Genomic DNA, 19,832 nt, shown 5'->3' on the forward strand with positions numbered 1-19,832 from the left:
TACCCCTACTGAAAGCCATGAATACTTATTTTACTTCTAAGACGATATTAAAGAAGGTTCTTCCTGTTGGTTGCGCACCACTTCTCATTCTATAGGTCATTACCCCTTCATTACTCATTTGTACATCATAAAAGACATTGGTATCATAATACGTCACGTGATAGTTCAATTCATTTCGCCCCGCAACAGGTAAAGAAGGATAGGATCCTGCTCCTGAATTCGATACCATCGGACTTGAAAATTGGTCTCTATACTCATCATATACTTTTAGTGTTCCAGAACCACCAGAGACAATTTCTACATACATCGCAGGTAGGTAAAAGAATTTAGGCATTCCTCCATTGTCATTTCCACCTGATTGTGCTTCTTCAAAAGAAGCTCCTCCATTTCCATCGGCAGTTAAAACATAACCCGAACGCGCATTTCCAGAAGCGATTTTTTCCTCTTCAATTCCTTTATCTTTCACCACACTACTGTGTACAGCATCTACGCGTAATTCATTGTATCCCACAGCATCAGATGCTATTTTTTCATTGGTAATGGCATTGTTTTTAATCACTGACCCATATACAGACTCACTATCTAACTGATTGAATCCTACAGCGTTATTATCGATTTTATCTCTTGTAACTGCTTGATTTCGAATCACACTTCCATACACAGAACTACTCTGTAATTGGTTGTATCCCACCGCATCATTTTCAATATGTCTGGTATCAATGGAACGATCCTTAATATCCAATCGAACATCGCGTAGTACTGCATTGGATCCATTGGTCACTTTCACAGGTCCGTCCCCATACAATTCGCCTGATCCCGTATTACCCGAAGCGGCTTTAAATTCTGCTCCTCCTGATCCATCTGCGGTTAACACATAACCTGAACGCGCATTTCCTGAGCTGATTTTCTCTTCTTCCACACCTTGATCTTTCAAAATAGAACCATATACCGCGCTTCCTTTTAATTCATTATATCCAACTGAATTACTAGCTATTTTCTCATTTGTTACGGCATCATCTGCTAGTTCTGCTGTTCCTACCGCTTTGGAGTCAATTTTAGCACTAGTTACAGCGCGATCTGCTAATTCAGCCGTATCCACTGCTTTTATCGCAATCTTAGCATTGGTAATGGCTTCATTTTTAATCTCTGCCGTTCCTACTGCATTATCTGCGATGTGTTTGGTTTTGATGGCTCCCCCTTTAAGATCTAATTTCACATCTTTCAAGACCGCTTGGTTTCCATTGTCAATGTCAAAGACGTCACTTTCTTTACTTGTTAAATTACCTTTAGTAAGTGTAGCTCCCGTAGGGGCTTTAAACGCTACACTTCCATTAGATTCTACAGTTAATACATGTCCTTGCGTTGCGTTTTCTGCGTTCATTTTAGCCACCGTCACGGATTTACCCGCTAAAGCACGCGTACTCACAGCTCCGTTTGCAAAGTGTTGTTCTTCTATATTTTGAATATAGATGTGATTTTTTCGAATGGCAGAGTTGACAATTTTACCATCGGTAATGGTATTGTTGGCAATTTTCTCCCCCGTTACCGCACCAGTATCTAATTCAGCTGTTCCTACAGCTTTAGCTGCAATTGTTCTGGCATTTACAGCGCCATCCGCAATTTTAGCATTGTCAATTCCCTTGTTCGCTACACTAATCGTCACATCTTGTAGCGCTGCTTTCACACCTCCGTCAATGGTGATACCTGCTCCCTCTTGTATGGTTTTTCCAGCTCCAGACATAGCTTCAGTAATACTCGTAAATTCAGCTGCTCCTTGTCCATCTGCGGTTAAAACTAATCCTTTACTAAGCCCTGAAGTTCCTATTTTATCCTGGGTTACTTCTTTGGTACCGATGTGTTTATTGCGTACTCCTCCTTGGGCAATTTTAATATCCAAAGCTTGTAAAGCTGCTTTGTTATTCGCTGTTACTTGTAATGATTCATCAGAGGTTACTGCTTTTCCTTGCGTTGTAGCTAAGTCACTCAGCGTTTTAAAGGTTGTATTTCCGCTTCCATCTGCTGCTAATACGGCACCATTCGCTGCGTTTGCTGTACCTACTTTGGAGCTGATTTTTTCATTGTTTACCGCGAGGTTATCAATGTGTTTGTTTTTTACTCCTGCAGTAGCAATAGCAATTGTCGTTTCACTTAATAATGCTTTGTTATTCGCTGTTACTTGAATGGAGGTATCAGAACGCAAATCTGCTCCATTACCTTCAAAAGCATTTTCATTTAAAACTTCATAGGCCACGCTTCCATTGCCTTGAGCTGTTAAAACACTGTGCGCCACTGCATTTCCAGAAGACATTTTACCAACTGTAACTGCAGCATCCGCTAATTTTATTGTTTCAATTCCACCATCTTTAATATCGATCGTGGTCTCCGCAAGTACAGCATTTTTACCTGTTGTTCCTTCTGTAAATGCTAAGGCAGTTCCTAAATTCAAATCTACTCCACCTGCCTGTACTGCATTTTTCAACACATAGTCAAAACCACCCTGTCCATCTGTAACCAATAGATGATCTATTGGTACATTCGTTACACCGTCTTTAGAACTCAGTTTATTTTTTGCAATGCTATTCTCTGCAATGCTGAGTTTTACATCTTTCAACAAGGTATTCACTCCATTGCCATTAGTCATTTGGATGATATCATCTGTGGTTAAATTACCAGCAGTATCAGTCACAATATCACCTAATTCTCCCCAAACAACCTCGTTATTATCTCCACTAATCAACACGCTTTTTGCTGTTACACCTTGTGAAGATAGTTTTGTTGCTGTAATCGTTTTTTCTGCTACTTGAGCATTCGTTACCGCTTGATCTGCTAACTGTGTTGTTCCAATTCCCTTAGTCTTAATACTTAAGTTTACATCTTGCAACACTTTATCCACACCATTTTCAGAAGCGATGATGATACCATCGGTAGTAATATCTCCTTTGTTGGTAATGCGATCTGCTGTCAGTGGCAAATAGCTCACGGATGTTCCGTTTGCACCAACTGTAGCTACAGCACCTTCTTGAGCACCACCTCCATCTAGTTTTGTTGCTTTGATAGAGTGATTATTTACACTTAATTGAACATCTTCTAGAACTTTGCCAACTCCATTATCAGAAGCCGCAATAATTCCATCGGTGGTAATATTTCCTTTTTCCGTTAATATCGCTGTGGATAAGGGTTGATAGCTCACATTTCCTGCTTCATTGGCCAAAGCCACGCGATTTGCTTCCCCAGTACCTGCAGTTAATTTCACTGCCTGGATGGTTTGATTAGCAATATGTCCATTTTTAATCGTTTCCGTAGCGATATGAGTTCCTTTTACTCCCCCTTCATTAATTTTCAGCTTCACCTGTGTGGTGTTTCCTCCAAACAATACATTTTCTCCTTCTTCTACGACAAGAGAAGAATCACTAACTAAATCCCCTTGCATCGCTGGGGCAACAACAGTATTTGCTGCAGTAAATTGCACATTTCCGGAACCATCTGCCGCTAAGATTGTTCCTCTTGCTGCCTCTTGGGACGTAATTTTATCCGTTGTTACGGCAAGGTTTTTCAGGTGTTTCGTTTCAATTCCACCTGTTTTTACTTGTAAACCTACTTTTTCCAATAAAGCACTGGAAGCCTCGCCATCACCCGTAATTTCCAAGGAAGTATCTACCGTTAAAGGTTGTCCTGTTACTGCTACCGTCATGGGTTGATACGCCACAGAACCATCCGCTTGTACAATAGCCACATAGCTTGCTTTATCTACTCCTGCCCATAATTTATCAGCTGTAATGGCCTTTGGTGCTACTTTGCTATTGGTTACTCCTCCTTCTTTCAGACTGATCGTCATTGCTGTCAAAGCAGCTTTTGTTCCTCCTTCAATTTCAATCGATTGGTCTGAGGTTACATCTTTTCCTTGAGCCGCAACTACATTAAATAGTTCTTGTTTAACAGCTACATTAGCGAACAGTTCGGTTATATTTTCAATCACCGTTCCTGGAATATCAATAATTGCCAGTGGTTCGGTTTGGGACTGATCATAAAAAGCATAAGCTCCACTTCCTTGATCTACAATGGTCAAGGTATTGGCATCGAAGGAAACCCCTGCACCAACAATGGTTCCATTTGCGTCAATATCTGCTTCGCTATAGTATACAAAAGTTCCGTTATCCTGTACATCTAGTACTGTTATTTTTTCATTCTCTTGTACAATTTCCTTGATAATCGGATCAGATTTATCCACCCATTGGGCTTTTCCTGTGGCATTGGTAATCAGCACTTGTTTGGCACTACCTCCTTTTATTTTTGCAGGTGTTACCGCCTCGTTTGCAATACTCAACGTCATGTCTTTGAAAACTGCATCCGCTACTGTCGCTTGCCCATTCACTAAGATTCCATCTCCAGATAAAGGCGCTTTTTCTATATCGAGGTTTTCTAACTGTTCAATTTTTTGGGTTAAACTAATAATAGCCTCCTCCACATTGTTATAGGAGATTGAATTATCTTCAAAGACAATCGATTTAGCTCGGGTATCAATCGTTGCTAAAAGAGTTTGTCCTGTTCGATCTGCTTTATCTCTAAATTCATACACAAAAGGTTGAGGTTGTCTAATGGAAAGGGTATTCGCATCAAAGTCCACTCCTCTTGCATTGGGTTTGATATTCCCTTCGCTATCTACCTGTTCTTCATTATAATAGGTTAATGTTCCGTCTTCATTGTCTACCAAACGTGTAATTGATTCATTGGATTCCACGATAATTTTAATCAATTCATCGCTTGTACCTATCCATTTTACTACCCCCTGATTATCGGTTGCTAAGATTTTATTGTTCCCCTCTGGAGCAATTTTAGCCGTTGTCACTGCTTTATTTCTCAATTTTAAGGTAGAAACAGCCTCATCAGCTAATTTTGTTTCTGTGATTCCAAAATTAGTTACATCTAACGTTACATCTTGTAGAGCAGCATGCTCCCCTCCTGTAACCGTAATAGAAGGTCCACCTGTAATTTGTTTTCCTCCATCTCCTAAAACATCCCCCAAGGTTTTAAACGCAGCTCCTCCTTGACTATTAGAAGTTAGTACTAAACCTTCTCCTACATCTAAAGAGCCTATTTTATCAGCCGTAACAGATTGATCCTTGAGGTGTTTAGTTTTGATTCCGCTTTCCGCCACATCTAAACTCACCTCTTGTAACACTGCTTTATTCGCTGTAATTGTTAAGGTTTGGTCTGCGGATCTCATCACTTTTCCTTGTTCAATAGCAATATCTTCTAGCGTTTTGAAGCTTGCATTTCCTGATCCATCCGCGGCTAAAACAGTTCCATCAGCTGCTGATTCTGTATTGATTTTGTTCGCCGTTATGGTTTTCTCTTTCAGGTGTTTATTTTCAACCCCCTGGCTTGCAATTCCTATGGTCGTTTCATGTAAAACAGCACTGTTATTTTCGGGAATTTCAAGAGAGCCATCTGATTTCAAATCCGCTTCAGAACCTATAAATGCATTGGGATTAATTTTTTTATACGATACATTTCCTTGGCCATCTGCTATTAATACGGCATGCTCTTCCTCTCCTATTGAGGATATTTTTGCAGCTGTAACAGCTCCATCTGCTAATTTATCAGTTGTAATCCCACCTTCTTTAACCCCTATTTTCGTATCGGCCAATACAGCTGAAACGCCATTGCCTTCAACAAATTCTAAGGCATTATCCAAAGTTAAATCTTCTCCTGCTTGTACAATCGTTTCTCTATCTACATAAGTGAATCCACCTGTTTCATTAGTTACCATGACCATACCAGGTTGTGAGCCAGCATTACTCAACTTGCCGATTTGAATGGTTTGATCTTTAATTTGAGTATTGGTAATACTATTCGCCTTAATCCCTAATCCAACATCGTTAAACAAAGCATTTACACCATCTCCCGTTGTAATTTCTATGATGTTATCTGTAGTTAAATTACCCGCTGCATCTGTAACAATATCATCTAGCTCTCCCCATTTCACTACACCTAATTCGTCAATTACCATGACGCGTTTGGGTGGTTCATTTCCTGCGGAAATTTTATCTACCGTAATAGTTGTAGGTGCTATTTGGGCATTGGTAATCGTTTCATCTGCAATTTGAGTTGCAGTTATCGATTGATTGGCAATGCTTAACGTAGCCTCTTTCAATAAGGTATTCTCTTGTTGAGTCAATCCATCAACGGTGATGATTCCATCTGTTTTTAAAGCGGCTTTATCAGTAATATTTTCGCCTTTTAATTCTTGATAGGTTACTGTACCATCAGCATTTACAGTAGCTACTGCTCCCTCTGCTGCACCTGTACCATCTAATTTAACAACCTTAATCGACTTGTCCTTTACACTTAATACAACATCTCCTAAAACTTTTCCATTTCCGTCATTTACTGCTAATACTTCATCAGTTGTAATATTGCCTTTCTCCGTAATTGACGCTGCCTTAATTGGCAAATAGCTCACTGTACCATCAGAATTCACCGTTGCTACGGTTCCCACTTGTTCTCCAGTAGCATTCAATTTCGCTGCTTGAATGGTTTGCGTTGCGATATTTTCATTGGTAATTGTTCTATTTCCAATGTGATCGCCTTTTACCCCTCCTTTATTGATGGCTATCGTAACTTTTTTCGTTGAGTCACCAAATAAGACATTCTCACCTCCGCCTATTATATTGATTACACCTGCTTCACCTGCTAAATCTCCTTGCATAGCGGGTCTTACTGCTTCATCTGCTGGTTGAAAATGTGCTTTTCCTAAACCATCAGCGGTGAGTAAGGTCCCTTTTAATGCAGTTTGAGAATTGATTTTTGCTGGAGTTACCGCACGATCTGCCAAGTGATTGGTTTTTACTCCTTCTTCCTTAATATTGATTGCTACTCCATGTAATACCGCTTTTTCTCCTCCAACAATGGATAGAGAAGCATCTGTGCTTTGCATCTGTGCTCCCTTATTAGCCACCGTAGTATAAATGGAATTTTGAACGTGTGTATCGTTTAAAATTTCTTCGATATTGTTAATGACACTTGCCGTAACATTAATGGTGTTAATTGGTATTGTATCACTGGATTGATCAAAAAACTGAAATACACCAGATCCATTTCCTTGTGTATCCAGCACTTCTTCAATACGCAACGTATTCGCATTGAATGTAACCGCATGTTCTGGATGAACTAACACTCCCTCTTTATCAAAACAAGCTTCATTATAGTAAGTGAAGGTACCATCCTGATTATCTTCTACATAAGTAATGGCCTGATTTCCTTTCAAAATCTCTTTAATTACAGCGTCTGTAGCGTCCATCCATTGCACTTCTCCACCATCATTAGTCACCAACAGTTGTCCTTTTTTTACTCCTGGCGCTATTTTTTCAGGCGTCACCGCTTGAGGAGCCAAAGTCATTGTCGTTACTCCCTCTGGTGCAATATCAAGCTTCATTGCTTTTAATACCGCCTTATCCCCATCCGTAATTGCGATCGATTGATTGGGTGACGTAACGTGTTTTCCTTGTGCGGCTACGGTTTCAAAAATCTCTTCGCGTACCTCTTCTTTGTTCAAAATCTCCGTAATATTCTCAATTACAGTTCCCAAGATATCAATTTCTGCTAATGCTATTCCTGTTCTGGTATTTCCATCGCGGAATACGTATTTTCCTAAACCATTATCTTCGATTGTCAATGTATTGGCATCAAATGAGACACCTGGTCCCGTAATTTGTCCGTCTTTATCTACATTTTCTTCGTTGTAATAAACAAAAGTTCCCTTGTCTTGATCTACTTCTAAAAGGGTGATTTTTTCGTTATACGCTACAATATCTTTGATTACTTCATCTGATGCAGCGACCCATTCAACCTGTCCATTTTTAGTAACTAAAATATACTTATCTCCACCTGGTGCTATCTTACCTGGCGTAATTCCCTGAGGCGCAACTGATATTTTCGTTTCATGCAATACCGACATCTCTCCGCCTTCCACTAGAATAGAAGCATCTTCATTCTTCAATTCTTTTCCCTTTGTTGCAATTTGTTGGTAGATTTCTTCCACCACCGTATCATGGCTCAAAATGGCTGTGATATTTTCAATTACAGTTCCTACAATATCAATTTCTGCTAAAGGTGTACCTGTTTGGGTCTTTTTATCTCTAAAAATGTACTTTCCATTTCCATCATCTGTAATCGTCAACGTATTGGCATCAAAATGCACACCAGCACCAATTAAATTTCCTGTCGCATCAAAATCACTTTCATTGTAATAGACAAACGTTCCATCATTGGCAGTAGCATCCAAAATTGTAATGGTTTCGTTTTGTGTGACCACTTCCTTCATGATGTCATCTGTCACAGGAACCCATTGTACTTCTCCATTTTTAGTTACCAATAGATGCTTATTTGCACCTGGCGCAATTTTATCCGTTGTTACTGCTTGATTATTTATTTTGGAGGTTGTAACCGCATTGGCTGCTAATTTTCTTTCGACAATTGCCCCATCTGCAATGGTCAAAATCATTTCTTTTAATACTGATTCCGCCAAGCTTGTTTCTCCATTTATTAAAATTCCTTCTCCATTTAATGTAGCGGGTCTGTTTTGAGCAACTTCAATCTTGTTTATGATATTCTCAATCACGTTTTGGAGGTTATCTCCTTCGATAACTGTACTACTGTTATCAAAATAAATAGCATTAGCACGCGTACTGATGGTCATCAAAGGATGTGCCAGGGAAGTCATCCCATCGTAGAAGTCATAAATACCACGTTGGTCATTTCCTTCTCTTTCTTTAATTCGCAAGGTATTGGCATCAAATACAATTCCTCTATTGCGAATGGGTGCTCCTGTTTGACTGTCAATAGCATTTTCGTTATAATACGTAAATGTACCATTGTGGTTGTCTTCTAAAATCGTTACGCGTTCATTTGTACGTACCGCTTCTTGAATGACTTCATCCGTCACCGCTACCCATTTTACTTCTCCTGCAGCATCTGTAACTAATAGTTGTTTGGTACTTCCTGGTTTTATTTTCTCTGTTGAAATACTGCTGTTTTTTACCTTAAGCGTTGTTGGATGTAAAACGGCTTTTTCACCTCCTACTACCTCAATAATTTCATCACCATCTAGTGCTTTGGCGTGTAAACTAATAGCCTGAATAATTTCATTCACCACCGATTCATCGTGCAGAATTGTGCTAATATTTTGAATGACATCCGCTGGGACATCAATTACTGTTTGAGTTTGATTTTCTGAAGTATAAGTATATTTTCCTTGTCCATTGGGTTGAAGTGTTGTTACAATATTCACATCAGCCAAAGGCACAGCTACCGTATTATTTTTAGAATCGCGCAAGAATAATGTTTCCTCTATGGGATTAACCGCTAATTCTTCGTTTTTAGCTACATCTTTGAGAAAATCATCTGTAGCGGTAATTAAGCGAACCCAACGATTGGCAAACCAATAGTAATACCCTGGTTTTAATTCCTCATTATCAGTGGTATTAAACACCAACAAACTAGCAGGTGTTTTTCCTCCATTTAAATTTGAACTATCGTTAATAGCTAGCAAGGGAATTCGCGGAATAAGAACTCCTTTATAATGTCCTGTTTTTGCTTCAACGTCTAAAAGTGCAGCTGGATTTGGATTGGCTGTACCAATCCCCACCTGTGCAAAAGTCATTCCTGACACCATAAGCAACGCAACTGAAAGTACATTTTTTTTCATAAACTACTATTTATTTCAATTATGTATTTTTTTTAAATAAATAAACCCTTAAAAAGCTTAATTTTCTTCATTATTGTTACAATTATCAAACATTGTACCAAATGAGAACTTTTTTTATTTTTATGTTATTTTCACAACAAGAAGATAACTTTACCTCTCTATACAATTCACTAAAAATCAACACATTGTATTTGAAAAAAGAAAACAATCCCTTTTTTAAAAAAATGTTCAAAAATTAAACACATACAGCAACTAAATTCTTTTTTAGCCCTTCTGTTTTGCGAACTATTTTTTCTCCTTTATTTTATCCACTCCTTCTTTTTCCTCTCTGTTCTCTTTTTATTTAACGTATAAAACTTAAAAAGACACCCATACAACGTTTCTCAATTAATTAAAACATGGAATTATTACTCTTAATTTAAATTAAAAAAGAATTTATCTTTAAATTAAAACCATAAATATAAATAATATATAAATTATTTTACATAAAATAGTTTAACAAATTGTTTTCTTTAAGCTATTCAAAAGAGTAAAAAATTAACAATTACCTTTGTTTCCTCACGCTGCTCTAGATGTCCCCATTTCTTTGTGTAAGTTCACTTTTTGTACAAGGGCTTTCGTCAATCTTTAGGTATAAAAAAAGCTGACCTCTGAGAATTCAGAGGTCAGCCAGGAAATTAAATGGTTAAAATAATTATTTTGCTTTAATTCTACTTAAGGTTTCTTGAGAAACCCCAAGATAAGAAGCGACAATTTTATTCGGTAATCGCTGTACTATTTTGGGATTTTGCGCAAGTAACTGTTGGTAACGCATCGTTGCATCCATCGTCACTAGAGCAAAAAAGCGACTGGTATTATTGATGTAAGCAAATTCTAAGTATTTGCGATAGAATTTTTCCCATTGAGGAACTAACTCCAGCAATTCATAGAAATGAGTATGCGCAATCACATACACATCAGAAGCTTCCAAGGCTTGCATATATTCTTCTTCACTTTGACCTTGGATGAAGCTAACTAAAGTAGTTGCAAATTGATTTTCAAAGGCGAAGAATCTCGTCGTATCTTGTCCGGTTTCATTAATATAAAAGATGCGCAAACACCCCTTACAGACAAAATACATTTTTTGCGTTTGATTTACACCTGTATTTAATTGCTCTCCTTTTTTCACTTTTTCATAGGTAAAAAAAGAAAGAATTACATCAAGTTCCTCATCGGTAACATCAATACGCTCTTGTATGTAATCAATTAGTTGCTTCATTCTCCTTTAATTTTCACTAACAAAAGTACGATAATACACAACATCGGCAATTGTTAGTACTGTCATTTTGTGTTCGATGGCAAATTCAATAGCTTCTGGTAAACGAGCCATCGTTCCGTCATCATTCATCAATTCACATAATACGGCTTCTGAAGGGAGTCCCGCTAATTTCATTAAATCCACACTTCCTTCTGTATGGCCATTGCGCTCCAATACTCCACCTTTTTTTGCGCGTAGTGGGAATATATGTCCAGGTCGAGCTAAGTCCGTTACTTTTGCATTTTTATCACTAGCGGCGCGAACTGTTGTTAAACGATCTGCAGCAGATAATCCCGTGGTTACCCCTTTGGCAGCTTCAATCGTAATCGTAAAAGGCGTCTGAAATTGGCTCGTATTCTCTGTTACCATATATGGTAATGCTAAAGTATCCGCTTTTTCATTGCTTAAACACAAACAAATAACCCCACTACAGTATCGAATTAATAAAGCCATATCTTGCTCAGACATCAAATGAGCTGAAAAAATCACATCGGCTTCATTTTCTCTATCCTTATCATCTAAGAGTAAAACTCCTTTGCCTACTTTTAAAAAACTCAATGCACGTTCTACTCTCTCTTGGCTTGTTTTTCCAAATTCTTGAAGTTTCTCTTCCATTTTACTTTTTAATTAATTGTTCTGCGTATTTTCTCGCTCTTGGAATAATGACAAAAGCTGATGCATAAGCGACAGGCAGCATCACACTCCACGCTTTTAAGAACAGAAAAAACCATCCTTCCTGAAATCCATAATTTCGAATTAAACCTACAAATGCCATAATTAACGTCATCGGAATTACAACAAACAAGGTATTCACATACTTGTAATACTTCGTATTCATCTTCTATAATTTTTGATTGGACAAAGTTCTTGGTCTAGCATACCAAAAGCATTGACCTAAGTCAAAAAATGTTTTTTTGTCCAGTTGTTTTTTGTGAAATTGTAACATTTATCAATAAAAAACTTGGAGCGTTGAATGAAGTTGCTTCCTCTTTCCTTCCTCTTTCCTTCCTCTTTCCTTGGATATTCTTTCGACATTCCTTCGACAAAAGCACAAGTTTACCTAGTATTCTCCTAGCATTGTCCAAGGAATGTCCAAGGAATGTTCAACAAAACGACTACCCATCCTTTACTCAGTGCTTATTTCTTCATTTTCCATTAAAAAAAAAGACTATTCATCAAGAATAGTCTTTCAAAAATAAGGTTATTAATTCCCTAGTTCATCAGCATGTAATGTTTGTGAGATTTTTTCAAGATTCAAACTATTGGCCATAGCGGAGAAGATTTCATAATAGGTCTGCTTATTGTCATACAAAACTTCGTGAATTCCACTTTCTACTACTTGCCCTTTTTCCATTACAACAATATGATGCGCATCAATAATTTGCGAGATACTATGAGAAACAATAATAACCGTTCTATTTGCCTTAATGGCATCTAAGCTTTTCTTAATTTGTTCCGTCGCAATGGCATCTAAACTAGCTGTAGGCTCATCCAAGAAAATAATTGCGGGATCTTTTAGGAATAAACGCGCAATGGCAATACGCTGTTGTTGTCCTCCAGATAACAATCGAGCATCTGCATCATACCCTTGGGGTAAGTCCATGATTTGCTCATGGATATACGCTTTTTTTGCGGCTTCTTTGACTTCTTCTAAGGAGGCTGTTTCATCGCCATAACGAATATTTTCTTCTATACTTCCTTGGAAAATATGATTCTTCTGTAGTACTAAACCAATGTGTTTGCGCAGTTCTTTCGTATCGTATTCCCTCAAATCAATGCCATCTAATAGAATTTGTCCTTGATTGGGTTCATAAAACTTATCTAACAAATTGATTACCGTACTTTTCCCTGCTCCACTCAACCCAACTAATGCAGTTGTTTTATTGGGTTCAATTAGCATCGAAACGTCTTTTAATGCTTTTGTTCCGTTGGGATAATTGAAGGATACATTTTTCAATTCAATCCGTCCAACTATTTTTTTAGGAATATACGTCCCAGAAGATTCTTCCTCCTGCGCTTCTATTATTTCAAAGAAGCTTTCCGAATAAATCATCGCATCATTGACATCATCATAAATGCGGTGCAATTGACGAATAGGCGCCGTAACGTTATTAAAAAGCAAGACATGAAACATGATGGCTCCCACACTCATTTGTCCTTTCAATACAAAATAGGTAGTCAGCAAAATAATCACTACGAGACCAAATTGCTCTATAAAACTCTTAACGGAATCAAAGACAAAACTAGTTTTACGTGTATACAATTGATTTTCTGTCATATCGTATTGGATTTCCTCGTGTTTTTTTGATTCCAAAGGTTCACGCACAAAAGATTTAATCACGGTAATTGAATTGATTAACGAGATAATGCCATTATTTTTATTTTCTCGATAGCTTCTCATCTTGCGTCTGAATCCTGTTAGTTTTTTTGCTTGCAGTTGACTTACATAAAAATAGAGCGGAATCATCGCTGTACTGACCAATCCGATATATATATTAGCCGAATAAATGAAAAACAAGGCTACAATCGCATTAGCAAATAAGGGTAAAATATCAATAAAGAAATTCTGTACTAAACGCGTAATACTGCTAATTCCCTGATCAATTCGAGTTTGTAATTTTCCACTGTCATTTTCTTCTGAAGTATAAAAAGCCATTTTGAAGGTTAAAATTCGCTCAACCACCAATTGTGAAATATCTCTTGAGGTATAAATACGCAGTTTTTCACCAAAATAGCGCTGTCCAAACTGAATACAACTAAAGATAATTTCTTTGAGAATTAAAATAACGCTGCTCCATAATAATACTTGATACCCCCAATCCAGTGTTTCTTCCTTATTGACTACGAGATTGAGTGCATCTACCAAGTAACGCAATACTAAGGCATTAATTTGAACCGCTATAGATCCCACAGCAGTTAATAATAATGTTCCTATGACTAATCCTTTATAGGGCGCTATAAAAGGTTTTATTTTTTTTAATATGGTATATAAATTCATGTTACAAAGGTATCATTCTCTTTGTTTTTGATTCTTGACTTGTGTCAATAAATCAACAAGAGATTTTGCTGTTGTCTTGTATTTTTTACTGTACATTTAAAACAAAATAGAAAATCATGGTTATTCGTCCTGCAGTTTTAGCCGATATAGAGGCCCTTCAATTGCTCTATCAAAAACAATTTGTTGATTTACAACGTCATCAACCGTATTCGTTTAAGGCCGATCTTCCTGCGCTTTGTTTTTTACAAGAGACGATAGAGCAGGCTGATTGTGAATTTATTCTCGCCGTTGATCAAGGAAAACTCGTCGGAATGGCGGCTCTTTTTATCGAACAAACATTACCGTATGAGTGTTTTGTTTCCCATCGTTACCTCAATTTTGCTGATCTGTATGTTGAAGTAGACTATCGCAATCAAGGACTTGGCAAGCAACTCATCCAAGCCGTAAAAGAATGGGCCAAACAAAAAGAAGTTGATTATATTGAGCTACTCGTTTTAAAGCAAAACAACCGGGCCTTACAGCTCTATCTCGAACAGGCATTTGAAATTGTTCACACCACGCTACGCTATCGCTTAGACTAGATTTTCTTTTTTATTTATTTAGAATAAATATAAACAATTATCTTTGTCTTTTTATATCAAACAAAGAAAAAAGAATGAAAGTATCGTTGCTGTACCTGTTAGGATGTGTTGCAGTCTGGCTATGCCCTACTGCTTTAATTGCCCAAACGCCAATAACAATTGGTCAATCGTACACCCTTAATTCTCGCGTTTTAGATGAAGAGCGAGAAATACAGATCTACCTTCCTAAAACGTATAGGGATAATACCTTAAGCCCCCAACATTATCCTGTTGTTTATCTGTTGGATAGTGAAAGTAATTTCCATTATTTCACAGCCTATATTGAGAAATTATCCAAATATCCTTATCCTGCAATCCCCGAGATGATTGTCGTAGGTATTGTCAATACGAATCGCACCAGGGATTTAACTCCGACAGTGCGAAATGAAAGTGTTATGAATGCAGAGCAAAAAGCAAAGATCAAAGGAGAATCAGGAGGAAATGCCTTGTTTTTTCAGTTTTTGGAACAGGAAGTCAAACCATTTGTACAGCGGGAATTTAGAACTCATCCCTATACTATTTTAGTAGGCCATTCTTTTGGGGGTATCACCGCTTTAAACCATTTATTGAACTATACGACGATGTTTCAAGCCTATATTGTGCACGATCCTAGTATTTGGTGGGATGATACTTATATCCTTCAATCCTATCAAGCCAATGCATCGAAAGATTTTCAGCACCGTAAACTCTTTTTAACTCAAGTAGGTGACAGTGAAAACAAAGGTCATTTAGAAGAACATTATACTGCTATTCAAGCATTTAATCAGTATTTGACTCAGCATGCACAAAAAAACCTAACGTATCGCTTTCAACAATATAAAGGTGAAAATCACGGGAGTATTCCGATGAAAGGAAACTTAGATGGATTGCGTTATATTTTTGAACATTACCCCTTAAATTTCAAAGAAATCCAACATAATCCAGACTTAGTTCGCACTACGTTTAAGCGTTTAAGTGAATCCTTACATGTTGACTTTCAACCCAATGAAGCTTATTTGAAGTATATTATTTCATACTATGCTAAACAAAAGAATACAGCGCTAGTTGACTATTTTATCGCCTATTGCTTGGAATTATATCCAACAAGTAGCATCGGTCAGGATATGCAATCCAACACCTAGTGATAAACGATTCCCTCAAAGATTGAGAATCTTCACCCAATATCTATTGTATGCTCCAACTATTATGATGTAATTTATCTTTTATACACAAGATACAGTAAGTCCCCACTACTGCTTATTTACATTTATGTTGTTTCTATTGAATAAGCAAAGTATTATAAAAGCAAAAAGTCTACAATCTTGTAGACTTTTTTTATTCTTTACGTTATAATCTCAACAATAACTTCTCTGTTTCAACTCCGTCAATTCCTTCATGAGAGGTATGAAAAACCACCTTTCCATCAGCAATAATCAACAGTTGAGGCGATTCATGTTGCACTTGAAATCGATCCGCAATATCTAAAGAAACCAAGCGGTCCTTTTTTACATCTACCATATAACAAGCAACTTCTGTGGGATTTGTAAAGGAGCGTTCAAAATTTCTCAACGCCATTTTACTAATGTAACATGTTGTACTATTTTTAAAAATAATACAAGGTTTTGTTGATGTATTGGCTATTACTTCCGATAAAGCAGCAGTTTCTGTTAGTTCAATCCAGTTCATAAGACATTTTTTCAGTTAAATAGAATTATCCTTTCCTAATTAATGACGTTTTGTCACAATTATATACAAATATAGGGAATATTTTGGACAGAAAGTCGTAAATTTAAGATTGGAATACATCTTGTAAAAAGTATGATACAACACAAAAAAAATTAAAATATGAACTTGAACAATTTTACAATAAAATCACAGGAAGCCTTACAACGTGCACAGGTTATTGTACAGGGTTTAGGCCAGCAACAAATAGAGAATGAACATTTGTTCAAAGCTATTTTAGAAGTAGATGAAAATGTTACTCCTTTTATTTTAAAGAAACTAAATATCAATGTGAGTGCATTTGAATCTGCGTTAGACGCAACGATTCAGCGTTTTTCTAAAGTGGAAGGTGGACAAATTGGTTTATCTCGAGATGCGGCTACTGCTTTAACTGAAGCACAGGCGATTGCTACGAAGATGAAAGATGAGTACGTATCCATCGAGCATTTATTGTTGGCGATATTCAAATCAAAAAGTACAGTAGCACAAATGCTCAAAGATCAAGGGGCTACGGAAAAGCAATTGGAAGCGGCCATTCAAGAAATACGCAATGGAGCACGTGTAACTTCTGCTTCTGCAGAGGAGACCTATAATTCACTGAACAAATACGCCAATAACTTAACGAAGTTGGCTTATGAGGGTAAATTGGACCCTGTAATTGGACGTGATGAGGAGATTAGACGTGTTCTGCAAATTCTGAGCCGTCGTACGAAAAACAACCCGATGTTGATTGGTGAGCCTGGAGTGGGTAAAACAGCAATTGCAGAAGGTTTAGCGCATCGTATCGTTCAACAAGACGTACCAGAGAATTTGAAAGATAAACAGATTTTCTCTTTGGATATGGGAGCCTTAATTGCGGGTGCCAAATACAAAGGAGAGTTTGAAGAGCGACTAAAATCAGTCGTTAAAGAGGTTACCACTTCGGAAGGACAGATTATCTTGTTTATTGATGAGATTCATACCTTAGTTGGTGCTGGAGGTGGTGAAGGTGCAATGGATGCGGCTAATATCTTAAAACCTGCTCTAGCCCGTGGAGAACTACGTTCTATAGGTGCAACCACTTTAGATGAGTATCAAAAATACTTTGAAAAAGACAAAGCGTTAGAGCGTCGTTTCCAAAAGGTTATCGTTGATGAACCGGATACTGAGAGTGCGATTTCCATTTTACGTGGTATCAAAGAAAAATATGAAGCGCACCACAAAGTACGCATCAAAGACGAAGCGATTATCGCTGCGGTTAATTTATCTGAACGCTATATTACCAATCGTTTCTTACCAGATAAAGCCATTGACTTAATGGATGAAGCTGCGGCTAAGTTGCGTATGGAAATTAACTCTAAGCCTGAGGAATTAGATGTTCTAGACCGCAGAATTATGCAAATTGAAATTGAAATTGAAGCCATCAAACGCGAAAATGACGAGGATAAATTAAAACTTTTAGGTTTAGAGTTAGCCAACTTAAAAGAAGAACGCAATGAGATTTTTACAAAATGGCAATCTGAAAAAGAGGTTGTTGACCGCGTACAAACATGTAAACAAGAGATTGAAACCTTTAAGTTAGAAGCAGAGAAAGCGGAACGTGAAGGCGATTATGGAAAAGTTGCGGAATTGCGTTATGGAAAAATAAAACAAGCACAAGAAGAGCTTGAAAAAGCACAAGCACAACTCGAAGAAAATCAAAAAGGACATTCCTTAATCAAAGAGGAAGTAACTAGTGATGATATTGCTGAAGTAGTAGCCAAATGGACGGGAGTGCCAGTAACTAAAATGCTGCAAAGTGAACGAGAAAAACTCTTACACTTGGAAGGTGAGCTACACAAACGCGTAGTTGGACAAGAAGAAGCTATTGAAGCGATTAGTGATGCCGTACGTAGAAGTCGAGCTGGTTTACAAGACCCTAAAAAACCAATTGGTTCGTTCTTATTCTTGGGAACCACTGGGGTTGGTAAAACTGAATTAGCTAAGGCTCTAGCAACCTATCTCTTCGATGATGAAAATGCGATGACGCGTATTGATATGAGTGAATACTCTGAGCGCCATAGTGTAAGTCGATTGGTTGGTGCACCTCCAGGATATGTTGGATATGATGAAGGAGGACAATTAACAGAAGCCGTGAGAAGAAAACCGTACTCTGTTGTGCTTTTAGATGAGATTGAAAAAGCGCATCCTGATACGTTTAATATTCTTCTTCAAGTATTGGATGAAGGACGTCTAACAGATAATAAAGGACGTTTGGCTGACTTTAAGAATACGATTATCATCATGACGTCTAACATGGGTAGTCACATTATTCAAGAGAAATTTGAACAAATCAACGACCTTGAACAAGCGTCTGAAGAAGCGAAAGAAGAAGTATTGAATGTATTGAAACAATCGGTGCGTCCGGAATTCTTGAATCGTATTGATGAAGTGGTCATGTTTACTCCTTTAACGCAAGACAACATCCTTCAAATTGTTGATATTCAACTCCAAGGAGTGATGAAAATGCTAAGTGAGCAAAACATACACTTAGAAGCTACAAAAGAAGCAAAAGAATTCTTAGCTCGCAAAGGGTTTGATCCACAATTTGGAGCAAGACCTGTAAAACGAGTAGTTCAACGTGAAGTGCTGAATAAGCTTTCGAAAGAAATTTTGGCAGGTAATGTCAAAGCAGAGAGTATGATTTTACTCGATTCATTTAACGATGAATTAGTTTTTAGAAATAAATAATATTTAAGGGGGCGAATTTCATTCGCCCCCTTAAATATATTCAAAAAGTAGCATCTAGGCGTAATTACTAAACCTAAACTATTATGCTATCAAATCATAACATCCATAATAATATAACATTTCATAGTATTACCTTCTACACATAAGAATATGAATGTTAACGTATTCTTCACTTAAAGAATTTAATATAATGGATAATCTAACAGGATCAATTTCTGATGCCATAGCAATATGAAATTGTGCATTTGGAGGAAGTACATCATTAACCAATTCGACTGCTTCAAAAGGAGTAAAATCCAAATCATTAACGGCTTTAAATCCAGGCGATAAAACACCATAATCTCTTAAACGCGTACCCGAAGGAATAACTTCTCTATAACTTGGGGGATTTTCCATGCCATGTATAAAACTCATCGTATTAAACGGTAATCTTTCCCCCTCTGGCGTATGATATATAATTTGTCTGTTAGTTGTAAAATGTGAACTAAGGTTTAGGGTTTGATTTGGTCCTTTCATTAGTTCTTTATTTCCAGGAAAATATGCAGTTCGTCCTGCATGCCCTATAATATATATAGTATCTGAATTCGGGACATTTTTGGGGCGTACAATTGCATATCGTGATCCTTCTCGAGTATATACATCTGTCACGCCATATTCTTCAACGCCAAATTTAGGTATTTTTTTACTCGTCATCTGAGGAGCTCCTGTCTTCGGTTTAGAATAAGCTCCCGTTGCCGAACCCGCAATACCCAATCCCAGCGAAGCCCAACCTAAATTAGCTGCTAGTTCCGAATCTTTACT

The 19,832-nt window shown here is 37.4% G+C and carries 9 protein-coding genes and 1 pseudogene; 3 read left to right on the plus strand and 7 right to left on the minus strand.

Annotated elements, in window-relative coordinates; all coding sequences use genetic code 11:
• Positions 1-25: 25 nt before the first annotated feature.
• The 5 genes from AWV75_RS16730 to AWV75_RS16755 all read right to left on the minus strand — a co-directional run bounded on the left by AWV75_RS16730 (position 26) and on the right by AWV75_RS16755 (position 14,001).
• Positions 26-9,706, minus strand: a complete 9,681-nt coding sequence (locus AWV75_RS16730) for a beta strand repeat-containing protein (protein ID WP_060875455.1) — start codon at positions 9,704-9,706, stop codon at positions 26-28.
• 694 nt (positions 9,707-10,400) lie between these two features.
• Complete coding sequence (locus AWV75_RS16735; RefSeq protein ID WP_060875456.1) at positions 10,401-10,964, minus strand: Crp/Fnr family transcriptional regulator; 564 nt, start codon at positions 10,962-10,964, stop codon at positions 10,401-10,403.
• Between the two features lie 6 nt (positions 10,965-10,970).
• Positions 10,971-11,618: a 3,4-dihydroxy-2-butanone-4-phosphate synthase gene (ribB, locus tag AWV75_RS16740; protein WP_060875457.1), complete on the minus strand. Its 648-nt coding sequence runs from the start codon at positions 11,616-11,618 to the stop codon at positions 10,971-10,973.
• A gap of 1 nt (position 11,619) precedes the next feature.
• A complete protein-coding gene (locus AWV75_RS16745; protein ID WP_060875458.1) occupies positions 11,620-11,841 on the minus strand; it encodes a DUF2798 domain-containing protein in 222 nt (73 codons plus the stop codon).
• 366 nt (positions 11,842-12,207) lie between these two features.
• Positions 12,208-14,001, minus strand: coding sequence for an ABC transporter ATP-binding protein (locus AWV75_RS16755; protein ID WP_060875460.1), 1,794 nt, complete (start codon positions 13,999-14,001; stop codon positions 12,208-12,210).
• A 116-nt stretch (positions 14,002-14,117) separates the two neighbouring features.
• On the opposite strand from AWV75_RS16755, the gene AWV75_RS16760 reads away from it, so the two are divergent.
• Both AWV75_RS16760 and AWV75_RS16765 read left to right on the plus strand, forming a co-directional pair.
• Positions 14,118-14,582, plus strand: coding sequence for a GNAT family N-acetyltransferase (locus AWV75_RS16760; protein ID WP_060875461.1), 465 nt, complete (start codon positions 14,118-14,120; stop codon positions 14,580-14,582).
• A gap of 74 nt (positions 14,583-14,656) precedes the next feature.
• Positions 14,657-15,742 carry an alpha/beta hydrolase gene (locus AWV75_RS16765; RefSeq protein WP_060875462.1) on the plus strand — a complete coding sequence of 362 codons (1,086 nt, stop codon included), beginning with the start codon at positions 14,657-14,659 and terminating at the stop codon, positions 15,740-15,742.
• A 205-nt stretch (positions 15,743-15,947) separates the two neighbouring features.
• On the opposite strand, the gene ytxJ is transcribed toward AWV75_RS16765, so the two are convergent.
• Positions 15,948-16,286 carry a bacillithiol system redox-active protein YtxJ gene (ytxJ, locus tag AWV75_RS16770; RefSeq protein WP_002992253.1) on the minus strand — a complete coding sequence of 113 codons (339 nt, stop codon included), beginning with the start codon at positions 16,284-16,286 and terminating at the stop codon, positions 15,948-15,950.
• Between the two features lie 159 nt (positions 16,287-16,445).
• On the opposite strand from ytxJ, the gene clpB reads away from it, so the two are divergent.
• A complete protein-coding gene (clpB, locus tag AWV75_RS16775) occupies positions 16,446-19,031 on the plus strand; it encodes an ATP-dependent chaperone ClpB (RefSeq protein ID WP_060875463.1) in 2,586 nt (861 codons plus the stop codon).
• A 129-nt stretch (positions 19,032-19,160) separates the two neighbouring features.
• Here the strand turns inward: clpB and AWV75_RS18920 are convergent.
• Positions 19,161-19,832: pseudogene (locus AWV75_RS18920) on the minus strand (RHS repeat domain-containing protein); the annotation flags it as partial.

Origin of the sequence: Myroides odoratus, from assembly GCF_001549985.1 — a bacterium.
Taxonomy (GTDB): Bacteria; Bacteroidota; Bacteroidia; order Flavobacteriales; family Flavobacteriaceae; genus Flavobacterium; species Flavobacterium odoratum_A.